The organism is Shewanella sp. Scap07, from assembly GCF_013394145.1.
Classification (GTDB): Bacteria; Pseudomonadota; Gammaproteobacteria; order Enterobacterales; family Shewanellaceae; genus Shewanella; species Shewanella waksmanii.
In genome coordinates, this window is the sequence record NZ_CP041329.1 from 418,054 (window position 1) to 433,290 (window position 15,237).

Sequence of the window (15,237 nt, forward strand, 5' to 3'; positions counted from 1 at the left end):
AATCCTTTTGTTTACTGTGATTAATTTACAAATCAAGACGCTATTGAGTGTAGCAGCTAAATAGTGACTGTGTGGCTAATCGCCGACTTGAATCATTTAGCCGTCACCGGTGAGCCGAAAATCGTGAACGGGGTATGATGGTTTTTGGCATGATACATGGCGATGTCGGCACTTTTCATCAAACTACGTCTATCGTTGCCGTTACGTGGAAATTCGGCAATGCCAATACTGACACCAACGGCGAGGCGGTGTTGTTCAAACTGAATATCTTGCAACAGAGCCTGTTTAATTTTTAGTGCCGTCTCACTGGCAAGTTGGCTATTAGTATTGGGTAATATTACCGCAAATTCATCACCGCCTAGGCGTGCCGATAATGACTGCGGTGGGCAGACATACGCGATACGTTTACCGACTTCTTTTAGCACTTCATCACCCGCTTCGTGGCCGAGGGTATCGTTAATGATTTTAAACTCATTTAAGTCCATCATAATGCAACTAAAGGTGTTTGAGGTATTGGCCAGCATCATATCAAGTTGTGTATAAAATCGATTACGATTGGGCAGACCGGTCAGTAGGTCGTGGTTGGCTTGATAGTCTTTGTCGTGCAAAGTCTGCAGTAATTTTGCTAACGTGTGGCGGCTCATCTTGGTGACTAGCCAGACAAAAATACCGCCGCCGGCAAATACTGCCGCGACTATCATCTCTAATGTGGCTGTGGGGCGGTGCAGCAGTAACCAGATAAAGCCGATATAGCCGAAGATGAACATGGCGATCATGCTCATCAGTAATTGCCAACCTTTGTGCTGTTCGTGTAATACGCACATTTGATAGGTCGGAATGATGGCAGCGAGTAACCCTGATAACCCTAGCAATACTAGACAAATGGCAAATATCACGCGGTCCTCCGCTCATTTGATTAGCTTGTAGGGAATAAGTATAGAAGAAAAACTGCGGTTGGATATTTGCCTTGGGCTAGGTCAGCGGTGAGGTTTATCTTATAATGCGCGCAGATTTTATAGTGCAAAGATGGCAAGTTCGTGGCAAAACGTAACAGTAACCCTAGCTATTTCAATATTGATGATTTATCGACTTGGAGTAAGTATCGCAAAAACCTATGCGATAGCTGCCAAGCGACTTGCTGTACGCTGCCTGTTGAGGTGAGCGTAGCAGATTTGGTGCGCATGGAGCTGGTGGATGAGTTTGAAGCGCAAGAAAGTGGCAAATCCATCGCTAAGCGCCTGCAAAAAGCGCGTATTGTCAGTAATTACAATCACAAGGCTGATATCTATACTCTGGCCCGCATGTCCAATGACGATTGTTTGTACTTAGATGCTAAAACACGGCGGTGTACCATCTATGCTAAACGCCCCGAAACTTGTCGTAATCATCCTAAAATTGGCCCTAAGCCAAATTACTGCCCCTACAAACCTAAGTAGCTGCAGAGCGGTTACTGATTCATCTTTTTGAGCTTGTTTAAGTGACGTTGCAATATTTTGTCTGTTTCACCGCTTTGCTGTAGCTCGGACACAATGCGATTAAATTGCTCTTCAATAATATGGCTATAGGCTGATTTTCTTGAGATCAGCATATGAAAAGGCTCTAAGCGAACATTGGGTACAGGCTGACTTTGAATCAAGCTATCAAACTCATGCAATTTGTTGACGGCTAAGGTACCTAACAAGGTTTCTTTACGGGCTAAGAAAAACTCACAGCGGTTACGTTTAAGCATATCGGGAAGATGGGCTAAATCATTAATTTCGTCAATTTGCTGCAGTTGAGTTAATCCAAAATTACGATAGTTGAAGCCCTTAATGCCGCAAATATGACCCAGTGTCAGCAGTTGATCTAAGTGGCTAATATCCGGTGAATCGGGATAGTCGCTTTGCAGGTAAAAATAACTGGGCGTCAACGCATAGTAGGCTTGCGTTGCCACATAATCTCGCTGCCTTTGCGGATTAAGCGACGCACTCATTGCGGCATCGATAAGCCCCTCTCTGACCTCTTTTAAGCAGCGGCGCCACGGCAGAGCAACAATTTTATACTCAATACCGGTTTCAGCAAAAACTTCAGCCAATATATCAACATCATAGCCTTGGGTGGCTTGTTTGTTGCCGTTGACTCGCTCAAAGTAGTTGTAGGGAGGAAACTCCGTGTCTTCAACACAAAAGGTGAGGTTAGGCTTGATGAATTCCTGTTCGGCGCTGGCATTTGGGAGTGACAAACTCAAGATTGCCAGCACAATCAGCTTGCATAATCGATCCATGAATTAAGCTACTTAGGGTGCGGTGTTCAGAGTATAGCAAAGCCTGAATAAGACGAGCTTAAATAAACTTATTATTGTTTATAGCACCTTAAGGAATGCCGCCAATATCGGTTCATCACTGCGGTTTACGCGATAACAACAACCGAGTTCAAACGGGGCAATGGGCACCGGCGAAGTTAACAGTTGAATTCGGTCACGTACAGGGCTGTTTTGAATCACCACTTCGGGTGAAATGCTCACCCCACATCCCAACGCCACCATAGAGGCTATCGCTTCTTGGCCTGATACCTGTGCGTAAATGTTGGCATTTAAGCCTAACTGTTTAAACCAAGTTTCGATGCGGCGACGGCCGGGACCAAACTCCGGAATAATAAACGGTAACCTGTCCCAAGGGATATAGGACTCGCTGAGGAGTTCTTGCACTTTACATTTGAAGGTTGGGGCGATGATAGACAGGGGGACATCATCAATTTTGGTGAAGTTAACCGAATCTGGCAGCGACTCTGGCAGGGCGGCAATACTGATGTCAGCTTGATTTTGTCTCACCATATCTACCGCGTTTGCGGCATCACCGGTATGCAGGGCAATTTCTACCAATGGGTGTTCATGACGAAAACGGTCAAGCAATGCTGGTAGGTGACTGTATGCCGCTGTGACCGAGCAGTATAGGTTTAGGCGGCCACGGAGCAGATCTTGTTTAGGGTCTAAACGGGTTTTAAGCTTGGTCCACTGGTCGAGCATCTGCTCGGCGAAATGACGATATTCCACTCCCGCATTGGTGAGAGCCACACTGCGGTTGTCACGCTGAAATAGCTTGGCACCCACTTCTTCCTCTAAGCGCTGCATGGCTCGGCTCAAGGTCGATGGGCTAACATGCATTTGCTGGGCTGTTTTGCCGAAATGCAAACTGTTAGACAAATGTAAGTACAACTTAATGGTGCGGATATCCATAGCGCGCCTCAGCGATTAACTTGGTGTTGCATTTTTTGCAATACTACATTTCGAATATATCATTTTAAGCAATCATATGCATGGGGTATAGTGATTTTAATCACAGCTTGGCCCAGTGGGTTAAGCCAGTTTCTAAATTTGTTTATTACAGGTGGAACATCAGATGGCTAACTATTTTAACTCTCTGAACTTACGTCAGCAGCTAGAACAATTGGCTCAGTGCCGTTTTATGGATCGTAGTGAATTTAGCCAAGGCTGTGACTACATCAAAGGCTGGAACATTGTTATTTTGGGTTGTGGTGCACAGGGTCTAAACCAAGGCCTTAACATGCGCGACTCAGGTTTGAATATCTCTTTTGCATTGCGTCCACAAGCGATTGCAGAAAAACGTGCCTCTTACCAAAAAGCGACCGGTAACGGTTTCCGCGTTGGGACGTTTGAAGAGCTAATTCCAGATGCAGACTTAGTACTTAACCTGACTCCAGATAAGCAACATACCGACGCTGTAAATACGGTTATGCCGCTCATGAAGCAAGGTTCAGTATTATCATATTCTCATGGCTTCAACATTGTTGAAGAAGGTATGCAGGTACGTGAAGACATCACAGTAATTATGGTGGCGCCTAAGTGTCCAGGCACTGAAGTACGTGAAGAGTACAAGCGTGGCTTTGGTGTACCAACATTGATTGCAGTGCACCCAGAAAATGACCCTAAAGGTGATGGTTTTGAAGTGGCTAAAGCCTATGCAAGTGCCACTGGTGGTGACCGTGCAGGCGTATTGCACTCATCATTCATCGCTGAAGTGAAATCGGATCTAATGGGTGAGCAAACCATTCTTTGCGGCATGCTGCAAACCGGTGCCATCTTAGGTTATGAAAAGATGGTTGCTGATGGTGTTGAGCCAGGCTACGCCGCTAAGTTGATTCAGCAAGGTTGGGAAACAACTACTGAAGCACTTAAGCATGGCGGTATTACTCACATGATGGACCGCCTGTCTAACCCTGCCAAAGTTAAAGCATTTGAAATGGCTGAAGAGCTAAAAGGTATTTTAGCGCCGCTATTTGAAAAGCACATGGATGACATCATTAGTGGTGAATTCTCAAAAACCATGATGGAAGATTGGGCTAACGATGATGCCAACCTACTAAAATGGCGTAACGAGACCAACGAAACTGGTTTCGAAAATGCGCCAGCATGTGATGAGCATATCGATGAGCAAACTTACTTCGATAAAGGTATTTTCCTTGTTGCCATGATCAAAGCCGGCGTAGAGCTAGCGTTCGATACTATGGTGTCAGCGGGTATCATCGAAGAATCTGCTTACTATGAATCACTGCATGAAACGCCATTGATTGCTAACACCATTGCCCGTAAGCGTCTTTATGAAATGAACGTGGTGATTTCAGATACCGCTGAGTATGGCTGCTACCTATTCAACCATGCCGCAGTGCCTATGTTACGTGAATACGTACAAAACATGTCAAGTGAGTACCTAGGTGGTGGTTTAGCCGACAGTGGTAACGGTGTCGATAACGTGCGTCTTATCGAAGTCAATGACGCGATTCGCAATACTTCTGTTGAATTTGTCGGTGCTGAACTACGTGGCTACATGACAGAAATGAAGCGTATTGTTGAAGAAAGTTAATTTAAACAAACCAAAAGGTTAGATGGTGTCCAATCAGGTTACAGCTTTAACGGTTGACCTGATTGGTATCAAACCTCAAATCTATACATAACAGTTGCTTAGCTAGGCTAAGCCGCTGGCAATAATCTCACTGGATTGAGTAGGAATATCGCGGTAATGGTTGATTTTGGCTGGGTTGTTTAGCCTCAAAAATTGATTGTTCTGCGGTAATAAAACATTTTTGGTTGTGTAAATTGTGGTCTTTGTGGTATTGATTAAAGGGTTGTTGAGTCAAACACTCAACCATTACCAGATAACGCAAAGACACTATTTAGGAAATATCGATACTTATGTTTAACCAAGTCGCCCTACTCATTATTGAGATTATTACCGTCGTGATTATTAAATCACAGCGGGGGCTTCACTTGGCGCATCGACAAACCTAACTAGGTAAAGATTGCAACAAAAACCCCCGCTCCGAAAGGACCGGGGGTTTTTTGTTTTTCAGGCTTTGTAAACCCCAACCCAAATAAACGCAGGATAGAGCAGATGGAACAAGGGCAGATGATAAGAGGCGCAGACGCAGTCATAAAGGTGTTAGCTGCACATGGTGTTACCACAGTGTTTGGTTACCCAGGTGGGGCGATTATGCCAATTTATGACGCCCTTTACGGCGCACCTGTTGAGCACTTGCTTAGCCGCCATGAGCAAGGCGCTGCCTTTGCGGCTGTGGGGTATGCGCGGGCCAGTGGTAAAACCGGTGTCTGTTTTGCGACATCCGGTCCTGGCGCCACCAACTTGGTGACGTCGTTAGCTGATGCGTTACTTGACTCTGTGCCACTAGTGGCCATTACCGGCCAAGTTTCTACTGCGGTGATTGGTACCGATGCCTTCCAAGAGATCGACGTATTGGGTATGTCGCTGTCTTGTACTAAACACAGCTTTATGGTGACCGATATCAACGAGCTGATCCCAACCTTGTATAAGGCATTTGAGATTGCAGCATCAGGTCGTCCGGGCCCGGTATTGGTTGATATCCCCAAAGATATTCAGATTGCCCAGCTTGAATACAAAACCCCTTTGCAAGCGGTTGAGCAGCATTTGACGGTGGAGCAAGATCAACTTGCCCAAGCCCGTGAATTACTTAGCGGTGCCAGCAAGCCAATGCTGTATGTTGGCGGCGGAGTAGGCATGGCGGGTGCGGTAGAGCAGTTGCGTGATTTTATTAAGCAAACAGGCATACCATCTGTGGCCACCTTAAAGGGTTTGGGCAGCATCAATCATGATGAACCCAGTTACTTAGGCATGTTAGGCATGCATGGTGGTAAAGCGGCTAATATCGCGGTGCAAGAATGCGATTTACTGATTGTGGTTGGTGCCCGTTTTGATGATCGGGTAACTGGGCGCTTAGCTACTTTTGCTGAGCACGCCAAAGTGATCCATCTGGATATCGACATTGCAGAGTTTGGTAAGTTACGTCACCCCGATGTGGCACTGGCGGGCGATTTGCGCCAGATCTTGCCGGCATTGGTGACGCCAATGAATATTGCCCCTTGGTGTGATGAAGTTGCAACGCTAAAACAAGCGCATCAGTGGCGATACGACCGTCCAGGTTCTTTGATTTTTGCCCCTAAAATGCTCAAGAGCTTGGCAGACAAGTTACCCCAAGACAGCGTGGTGGCCTGTGATGTCGGCCAACACCAAATGTGGGTTGCACAGCACATGTGGTTTAGACGACCAGAAGATCATTTATCAAGTGCTGGTTTAGGTACGATGGGCTTTGGTTTACCCGCGGCGATAGGTGCCAAAGTGGCTCGTCCAGATGCTGCGGTAGTCGCAGTATCGGGTGATGGGTCATTTATGATGAACGTCCAAGAGCTGACCACCATCAAGCGCCGACAAATTCCGCTGAAAATACTGCTTATCGATAACCAAAAACTGGGCATGGTGAAACAGTGGCAACAGCTGTTCTTTGAAGAGCGGTTTAGCGAAACGGACCTCAGTGATAATCCAGACTTTGTCACGATGGCATCAGCATTCGATATTCCAGGTCGCACCATTACTCAAGCACATGAAGTGGATGCCGCATTAGATGAAATGCTTAACAGTGACGGACCATTTTTGTTGCATGTACGTATTGATGAGGCCCACAACGTTTGGCCGCTAGTGCCACCAGGGGCGTGTAACCGCGACATGATGGATGAGATGGAGAAACAAACATGAATTACAGCCTAGCGTTAACCTTACAATCTCAACCTGAAGTGCTTGAGCGCGTATTGCGGGTGGTGCGCCATCGAGGCTTTAGGTTAACTAATTTAACGATGGGCATTAACGACAGTGGGCAGACCCTGGTCGATATGCAAGTCAGAAGTGAGCGAGCCGTTGAGCTACTGACCCATCAGCTGACAAAACTTATTGATGTAACCGAGTGCAAGGTCGAAGCGACTAAGCCACAGTCTTAAAGCAGCAGTGCTTAATCGTTTAAAGGATAGGAATAAAGAATATGGCCGCGAAGAAAGCAGAATTAATATGGTTCAACGGACAAATCATGCCTTGGGGCGATGCCAAGGTACATGTGATGTCTCATGCATTGCATTATGGATCGTCAGTATTTGAAGGTATCCGTGTCTATGATACGCATTTGGGTCCGGCAGGTTTTCGCTTAACGGACCATGTGCAACGCTTATATGATTCAGCCAAAATCTACCGTATGCCCATTCCGTATACTTTTGAACAAACCATGCAAGCGTGTAAAGACAGCGTGCAAGCCAATGACTTACGTAGCGCATATCTACGTCCTCTTGCATTCTACGGCGATGTTGGCATGGGAATTACCCCGCCAAGTGATGCCCAGTGTGACTTGTTAGTCGCGGCATTCCCATGGGGAGCATACTTAGGTGAAGACAGCATGGAGCGCGGCGTTGATGTGGCGGTAACATCTTGGAATCGTTTGGCGGCCAATACCATTCCGACTGGCGCTAAGGCGGGAGGTAATTACCTGTCTTCAATTCAAATCTCTACCGAAGCAAAACGCAACGGCTTTGACGAAGGCATTGCCTTAGATGTCAATGGCCTAGTCAGCGAAGGCGCTGGTGCCAATCTTTTCGTGGTAAAGAAAGGAAAGTTGTATACGCCTCCTGCTACCGCGGCTATTCTGATGGGGCTCACCCGCGATACCATCATTACACTGGCGCGCGAGCTAGGTTATGAGGTCGTTGAAGAAGCGATGTCGCGTGAATTTTTATACCTAGCAGACGAAATTTTTATGACAGGAACGGCGGCCGAGATAGTGCCGGTGCGCAGTGTCGATCGCATTGATGTAGGTGAAGGTAAGCGTGGTCCCGTTACTGCGCAGATTCAGCAAAGTTTCTTTGGCCTATTTAACGGTGAAACAGAAGATAAATGGGGCTGGTTAGAACCACTTTAAGCCTTGCTTGGTCAACCTATTTAATACCAATTTAATCCAAAGGTGACGCCACCTTTGTTACACAGGAAATTAGTGTCATGGCAAAATTACGTTCAGCTACGAGTACCGAAGGCCGCAATATGGCGGGCGCTCGCGCGTTATGGCGTGCGACAGGAATGAAAGATAATGACTTTGGTAAACCGATTATTGCCATCGCGAACTCGTTCACTCAGTTTGTTCCCGGACATGTGCATCTAAAAGATATGGGCTCATTGGTTGCAGGGGCCATTGAAGAGGCTGGCGGTATCGCCAAAGAGTTTAATACCATTGCCGTTGATGATGGTATCGCCATGGGCCATGGCGGTATGTTGTACAGTTTGCCATCGCGCGAGCTGATTGCCGATAGTGTTGAATACATGGTGAATGCCCATTGTGCCGATGCCTTGGTGTGTATTTCAAACTGCGACAAAATTACCCCGGGCATGTTAATGGCCGCTTTGCGCCTGAATATTCCCGTTATTTTTGTCTCAGGTGGCCCAATGGAAGCGGGTAAAACCAAGTTATCTGATCAACTGATCAAGCTTGATCTGGTCGATGCTATGGTAGCCGCGGCAGATGACCGCGTGTCAGATGAGGATAGCGAGAAAATTGAGCGTAGCGCGTGCCCGACCTGTGGTTCTTGTTCAGGTATGTTTACCGCTAATTCGATGAACTGTCTAACTGAAGCGCTTGGCTTATCACTGCCGGGTAATGGCTCTATGCTTGCGACCCACGCAGATCGCCGCGAACTCTTTTTAGAAGCGGGTCGCCGAGTGATGGATTTGGCCACGCGTTATTACAGACATGACGATGAGTCAGCATTGCCGCGTAATATTGCTAATTTTAAAGCGTTTGAAAATGCCATGGCGCTGGATATTGCTATGGGCGGTTCAAGTAATACCGTATTGCATCTGCTTGCCGCTGCTCAAGAGGGCAAGGTCGACTTTACCATGGCAGATATTGATCGTATGTCTCGCAAGGTGCCGCATTTATGTAAAGTGGCGCCGTCGACACCTAAATATCATATGGAAGATGTGCACCGTGCCGGTGGCGTCATGGGGATTTTAGGTGAACTAGACCGTGCAGGCCTACTACACAATGAAGTTAGCCATGTGGCGGGTGAAAACCTAAAAGCCGTATTGGCCAAGTATGATATTGCCCAGACTCAAGATGAGGCAGTACGCAAATTCTTCTCAGCAGGCCCTGCTGGGATCCCAACAACGAAAGCGTTTAGCCAAGAGTGCCGTTGGGACAGTGTTGATGATGACCGCGAGCAAGGCTGTATTCGTCGCCGCGAAAATGCCTTTAGCCAAGAAGGTGGCTTAGCCGTGCTGTCGGGCAATATTGCCCTAGATGGATGCATTGTCAAAACCGCGGGTGTCGAAGAAGAGAATCACATTTTCAATGGTTCGGCGCGGGTGTATGAGAGCCAAGATGATGCGGTAGCCGGCATTTTAGGTGGCGAAGTCGTGGCGGGTGATGTGGTGGTGATTCGTTATGAAGGCCCCAAAGGTGGCCCAGGCATGCAAGAGATGCTGTACCCAACCAGTTACCTGAAATCGAAAGGGCTCGGCACAGCTTGTGCGTTGATCACCGATGGTCGTTTCTCTGGTGGTACGTCAGGGTTGTCTATTGGCCACGTATCACCTGAAGCTGCAGCTGGTGGCACCATTGCACTGGTTGAGACTGGTGACAGAATTGAGATTGATATTCCTAAGCGCAGTATTAAATTGGCGATTAGCGAAGTTGAACTGGGCGCACGCCGCGCAGCGATGGAAGCCAAAGGCAAGCAAGCTTGGAAGCCAGTTGACCGTCAGCGTCAGGTGTCTTTAGCGTTAAAAGCTTACGCAATGCTAGCCACAAGTGCCGATAAAGGTGCAGTAAGAGATACCAGTAAGCTGGAGGATTAATATGTTGGCACTTGCCTCGCAAACTCAGTTGGATTTAGCACATTATTATCTGCAAAAGATCTTGTTGTCTTCGGTCTATGATGTTGCCAAAGTCACGCCACTGTCTAGCTTAAATAAGCTATCAGCGCGGCTCGGGTGCCAAGTATTCCTCAAGCGTGAAGATATGCAGCCGGTGCACTCGTTTAAGTTACGCGGTGCCTACAATCGCATTGCCGAACTGAGCAGTGAAGAATGCCAGCGCGGCGTAGTGTGTGCTTCGGCAGGTAATCATGCCCAAGGCGTTGCCATGTCGGCCTCTGCGAGAGGTATCAGTGCGGTAATTGTGATGCCAGAAACCACACCCGATATCAAAGTCGATGCGGTGCGTCGTCTCGGCGGTACCGTGGTGTTGCATGGCCAATCATTCGATATGGCCAATGGCCACGCGCAGCAATTAGCGAAAACAGAGGGCCGGGTGTATGTTGCCCCGTTTGATGATGAAGCGGTGATTGCCGGCCAAGGCACAGTGGCGCAGGAGATGGTACAGCAACAACGGGATCTGGAAGTGGTTTTTGTGCCTGTGGGGGGCGGCGGGTTAATTGCCGGGATAGCGGCTTATTACAAAGCGGTAATGCCACAGGTGAAAATTATAGGTGTAGAACCGCAAGATTCAGCTTGCTTAAAAGCGGCGCTAGATGCCGATAGTCGAGTGGTACTCGACCAAGTCGGGTTGTTTGCGGATGGTGTGGCGGTAAAACAGATTGGTGCTGAGCCGTTTAAACTGGCGCGCGAATATGTTGATGATGTGGTGACCGTTACCTCAGATGAAATATGCGCCGCTGTTAAAGATATTTTTGAAGATACCCGCGCGATTGCTGAACCTGCTGGTGCACTGGCATTAGCGGGTTTAAAGAAGTATGTTGGCGATCAAGGCAAGGGCGAGAAAGTGGCGGCCATTTTAAGTGGGGCAAACGTCAATTTTCACAGCTTACGCTATGTGTCTGAGCGTTGTGAGCTAGGCGAGCAAAAAGAAGCCATTTTGGCGGTCAAGGTACCGGAGCGGCCGGGTATTTTCTTACGCTTTTGTGAGTTATTGGAAAAGCGGGCAATGACCGAATTTAACTACCGCTTTTCTAGTCGTGACAGTGCGGTAGTATTTGCCGGTATTCGCTTATCTAACGGGCAAACGGAGCTCGATGAGATCATAACCAATCTCAACGGTGATGGCTTTGAAGTGCAAGATCTCTCTAACGACGAAACTGCCAAGCTGCATGTACGTTATATGGTGGGCGGTCATCCACCTGAAGCGCTCAATGAGCGGTTGTTTAGTTTTGAGTTTCCAGAGCATCCAGGTGCACTGTTTAAGTTTCTCACGACTTTACAAAGCCAGTGGAATATTAGCTTATTTCATTACCGTAACCACGGCGCTGCTTATGGGCGTGTGTTGGCTGGGTTTGAAGTGCCAGACGCTGACGATGTTGCGTTTCAGCAGTTTTTGACCAAGTTGGGTTTTGTCTATCAAGAAGAAACCCAAAGCCCAGCTTATCGGTTGTTTTTGGATAATCGAGATTAAAGCCAACTTACTGAGATCAAAGGGCGCATTTGCGCCCTTTTTTATGCTATGTTGCTAATTCAAACAGTAGTTTGAAATATGCTCAGGTGCCGATCAACAGTAGCCATAAGTCCAGTTGTATAACGCAATGGCAGTGCTTACTATGAAGTTCAAATAACAATAACAGCGCCTATTGAGACTAAATACGTAGGGAATGGGTTTACCCGCTTTTGAGGTAAGCCAATCGTAGATATGAGTCAGCCTATTTACCTTGCAGAGGAATTAAGATGTTAGCAGCACCGCAAATCAAAGCCTTTACTCCCCCACGTCGAACATTGATGGGCCCAGGTCCTTCCGATGTTTACCCTGAAGTGCTGGCCGCTCAATCGCGACCAACCATAGGTCACCTTGACCCGCTATTTGTCGCCATGATGGATGAGCTTAAAGCCCTGATTCAGTATGCGTTTCAGACTGAAAATGCCATGACCTTGGCGGTTTCTGCCCCAGGCAGCGCGGGCATGGAAACCTGCTTTGTTAACTTGGTTGAAGCGGGGGAAAAGGTCATTGTTTGTCGCAACGGGGTATTTGGTGAGCGCATGCGTCAGAATGTCGAACGTATCGGCGCTACGGCGGTGATGGTGGACAACCCTTGGGGTGAACCCGTCAGTGTGGCCGATGTAGAAGCGGCGCTGCAAGCGCACAGCGATGCCAAGTTCTTAGCTTTTGTGCATGCCGAGACCTCTACCGGGGCATTATCTGATGCCAAACAGTTATGTGCATTAGCTCAGCAACATGATTGTTTGACGATTGTAGATGCAGTGACCTCACTTGGCGGTGTTGAACTCAAAGTTGATGAGTGGGGCATTGATGCCATTTACTCTGGCAGTCAGAAATGCCTATCTTGTGTGCCGGGGCTCTCGCCGGTGTCTTTTTCAGCTAAGGCTGTGGAAAAATTAGCGGCCCGCAGTACACCCGTACAAAGCTGGTTTTTAGATCAAAGCTTAGTGATGGGTTATTGGAGTGGCGATCAGGCTGCTGGCGGTAAACGCAGTTACCATCATACGGCACCAGTAAATGCGCTCTATGCGCTACATGAATCACTGCGTTTATTGGCCGAAGAAGGTTTAGAGAATGCCTGGCAGCGCCATGCACAGATGCACCAAGAGTTACGCGCTGGGCTGACTGAGCTTGGATTAACTTTTGTGGTTGACGAGCAAAGCCGCCTGCCGCAATTAAACGCTGTGTATATTCCCGATGGTGTGGATGATGCTGCAGTTCGCAGCGAGTTGCTCAATCGCTATAACTTAGAAATTGGCGCCGGTTTAGGGGCGCTTGCTGGTAAAGCTTGGCGTATTGGTTTGATGGGTTTTGGTGCTCGTCGCGAAAATGTCGCCCTGTGTCTAAAAGCGTTGCAAGATGTTCTAAAATAAAGCTGCTGCACTAAACCGCTGGGTGTTACACCAGTAAACAAGGCCGATAATGATTATCGGCCTTGCTGTTTGTGGATTTAAATATTGATACTCATCGGGATACGGCTCGGCAACAGGTGGGTATAAGGGATATCACGTTGCTGACTATTGCGTTGGTTTATCTGCTGTTCAATCTCTTGTAAATGTTGCTGGAAGCGGCTCAGTGCTCCATCTTCACCACTGACTTTTGGATCTTCAAACCAATCTAAATAAGGAAAGTCATTGGTTTGGTAATGGCCCAGCATGCGATAGTACACACCACCCAGTAAATGCAAAAAGTTAAGTTGCTTACTGGCAAGGCTTAATGGACTCATGGTTGCTAGCCATTGTTGCTCGTTAGCCCCTTGTGGATCTTTGTCACCCCAGATAGAACCAGATATCGCCGGAGCATAGGTCATAATACTGCTTTGGGGGAAGTTCACTGCGGCATGTTGGGCACTGGCGGTAAATACGACCATAGTTAACACTTCAACCAGTTGGGCTTTATTCTCAATCGTCGTGAAGCCTGCAACCTTACCTTGCTCGATAACATCCGCTGTCCAAGCCGCAAGCTCAGTGTCACCAATAACGTCGCTATCGTGTTGATAGTAAATATTAACGTATTGATTTAGCCATTGATTGATTGCCTCCCAAATCAAAAGCGCATCGTCTCGATAAGGGTAGTTAGGCAAGATATTGGCATCGGCAACCCCACGGCGAGCTAGGTCATTGGGCAGCATATTGGCGTAAAAGTCATAGGCTAAACGGTCATTGCCCGCGGCTTGTTGGCTGTAGGTGATCTCAGCGGCAAAAATCTGATCAATCGGGCCGCCTTCAGCAATTAAGCTACCGGTGGCGGAGTTATTGATGAATAAAGTGCCTTCAAAATGCGGGGTAAGCAACACATTAAGTGGGTGGCTTTTAGCGAGATTACGTTGGGTGGCGATGGCGAAGGGCTCTATGAGCAAATGAGTACGTGCTAAGTGAACAAACAGCTCATGGTAGTTACCTTCAGACATCTCGACGATGCTTTTAGCGGTTTGCCACGGCCAGTATTGCTCGTCTTGTGGGTTTTCCGTTGCGTAGACAATTTCGCTTTGCTGCGGATCTTGGCTACGCTGAATCGCCACAGGTACCAAGGCATCGCTGTTGATGGGACGTGCGAGTAATACCAGTGGCGCAAACAGTTGTTTTGCAAGGCCATCGTAGAAACCAGGGTTATCGACCAACAGTTGTAGTTCGTGATAGTCGAGTAGAAATAATCTTTGCTCACTCAAGGCCTTTGCAATTGAATCGCTATCGCCCATGTATCGCTGGTAACCGTCGTCTGTAACCGGAAATTTAGCTGGGACTTCGCTGATGCAGGTAATCAGCATTGGGTTAGGACCCGCTACACGGTAGTAGGCGAACATTGCATCTGATTGGAATTGTTCTGCAACATCACTGAGCGCTATGGTATTAAACAGCTCTTTGTAGGCCGCAAGCGTATTGTCGGCACTATTGGATATTTTGTCTTGGTGACGCTCAACAATCAGTTGCAGTGTTTTAAGTTCAGCGCTGACATTGCTGAAGTTGAGGTTGAGCAAATGTCTCGCTTCTACCAAAACATTGGTGAGCCAACTAGCCGCTGATGGCTGTTGTTGATCTTGGTATTTTTGGCGGACACCGTTTAGATTATCGCGGATATGACCTAAGGTGCTTAAATCATCGCTATCGTCATCTTCGATAGAGTTAGCTAGCGTATTTTCAACCACTTGCAACGCCACTTCAATGACCTTAATGAACCAAGCTATGGTTGGTTTATCCGCTTCTGGTACCGACTCTGCCATCGGCACACCTTTAACACTTGCCACGTCAGTATCCCAAATATAGGTTGTTTTGGCTTCGGCAAGCTGTATTTCTCGAGCTTCTTGCTCAGATGGTGAATCATGTTGGGGCAGGCTAGGTGAAGTTCGTGGATGGTCGTTGTGACCAAAAGTTATGTTGAACATGATGATTGCTCCATGCATTTATCATTAGCACAATAGGCTAACCCATTGGTTAGCCTATGATTATGTTTTAACTT

General features: G+C 47.5%; 12 protein-coding genes. 8 read left to right on the forward strand and 4 right to left on the reverse strand.

Translation table 11 applies throughout. The annotated features are described in order from the left end of the window. Window positions 1-92 precede the first annotated feature (92 nt). Window positions 93-896 carry a GGDEF domain-containing protein gene (locus tag FLM48_RS02095; RefSeq protein ID WP_256871020.1) on the reverse strand — a complete coding sequence of 268 codons (804 nt, stop codon included), beginning with the start codon at window positions 894-896 and terminating at the stop codon, window positions 93-95. A gap of 141 nt (window positions 897-1,037) precedes the next feature. Here FLM48_RS02095 and FLM48_RS02100 point away from each other — a divergent pair, with 141 nt between their 5' ends. Then, window positions 1,038-1,436 (forward strand): YkgJ family cysteine cluster protein, encoded by a 399-nt coding sequence (locus FLM48_RS02100; protein ID WP_037471120.1) that lies wholly within the window; start codon window positions 1,038-1,040, stop codon window positions 1,434-1,436. 11 nt (window positions 1,437-1,447) lie between these two features. Here FLM48_RS02100 and FLM48_RS02105 read toward each other — a convergent pair whose 3' ends face one another. Together FLM48_RS02105 and ilvY are read right to left on the reverse strand one after the other, a co-directional pair. Continuing rightward, window positions 1,448-2,263: an ABC transporter substrate-binding protein gene (locus tag FLM48_RS02105; RefSeq protein WP_179023129.1), complete on the reverse strand. Its 816-nt coding sequence runs from the start codon at window positions 2,261-2,263 to the stop codon at window positions 1,448-1,450. Window positions 2,264-2,341: 78 nt separating this feature from the next. Continuing rightward, the gene (ilvY, locus tag FLM48_RS02110; protein WP_179023131.1) at window positions 2,342-3,214 is read right to left on the reverse strand and encodes an HTH-type transcriptional activator IlvY; all 873 of its coding nucleotides are present in this window, start codon (window positions 3,212-3,214) and stop codon (window positions 2,342-2,344) included. A 163-nt stretch (window positions 3,215-3,377) separates the two neighbouring features. Here ilvY and ilvC point away from each other — a divergent pair, with 163 nt between their 5' ends. The 7 genes from ilvC to FLM48_RS02145 all read left to right on the forward strand — a co-directional run bounded on the left by ilvC (window position 3,378) and on the right by FLM48_RS02145 (window position 13,154). Next, a complete protein-coding gene (ilvC, locus tag FLM48_RS02115) occupies window positions 3,378-4,859 on the forward strand; it encodes a ketol-acid reductoisomerase (protein ID WP_179023133.1) in 1,482 nt (493 codons plus the stop codon). A gap of 528 nt (window positions 4,860-5,387) precedes the next feature. Beyond that, window positions 5,388-7,061, forward strand: coding sequence for an acetolactate synthase 2 catalytic subunit (gene ilvG, locus FLM48_RS02120; RefSeq protein WP_179023135.1), 1,674 nt, complete (start codon window positions 5,388-5,390; stop codon window positions 7,059-7,061). Beyond that, on the forward strand, window positions 7,058-7,300 hold the full coding sequence (gene ilvM / locus FLM48_RS02125) for an acetolactate synthase 2 small subunit (protein WP_028773647.1): 243 nt from the start codon (window positions 7,058-7,060) through the stop codon (window positions 7,298-7,300). The genes ilvG and ilvM overlap by 4 nt, the downstream gene beginning before the upstream one ends. Before the next feature lie 41 nt (window positions 7,301-7,341). Next, window positions 7,342-8,265 (forward strand): branched-chain amino acid transaminase, encoded by a 924-nt coding sequence (locus FLM48_RS02130; protein ID WP_028773646.1) that lies wholly within the window; start codon window positions 7,342-7,344, stop codon window positions 8,263-8,265. Window positions 8,266-8,342: 77 nt separating this feature from the next. Beyond that, complete coding sequence (gene ilvD / locus FLM48_RS02135; RefSeq protein ID WP_028773645.1) at window positions 8,343-10,193, forward strand: dihydroxy-acid dehydratase; 1,851 nt, start codon at window positions 8,343-8,345, stop codon at window positions 10,191-10,193. A 1-nt stretch (window position 10,194) separates the two neighbouring features. Further along, a complete protein-coding gene (ilvA, locus tag FLM48_RS02140) occupies window positions 10,195-11,745 on the forward strand; it encodes a threonine ammonia-lyase, biosynthetic (protein WP_179023137.1) in 1,551 nt (516 codons plus the stop codon). 266 nt (window positions 11,746-12,011) lie between these two features. Then, window positions 12,012-13,154, forward strand: coding sequence for an alanine--glyoxylate aminotransferase family protein (locus FLM48_RS02145; RefSeq protein WP_028773643.1), 1,143 nt, complete (start codon window positions 12,012-12,014; stop codon window positions 13,152-13,154). Between the two features lie 77 nt (window positions 13,155-13,231). Here FLM48_RS02145 and FLM48_RS02150 read toward each other — a convergent pair whose 3' ends face one another. After that, the gene (locus tag FLM48_RS02150) at window positions 13,232-15,163 is read right to left on the reverse strand and encodes a lipoxygenase family protein (protein WP_179023139.1); all 1,932 of its coding nucleotides are present in this window, start codon (window positions 15,161-15,163) and stop codon (window positions 13,232-13,234) included. Between the last annotated feature and the right edge of the window lie 74 nt (window positions 15,164-15,237).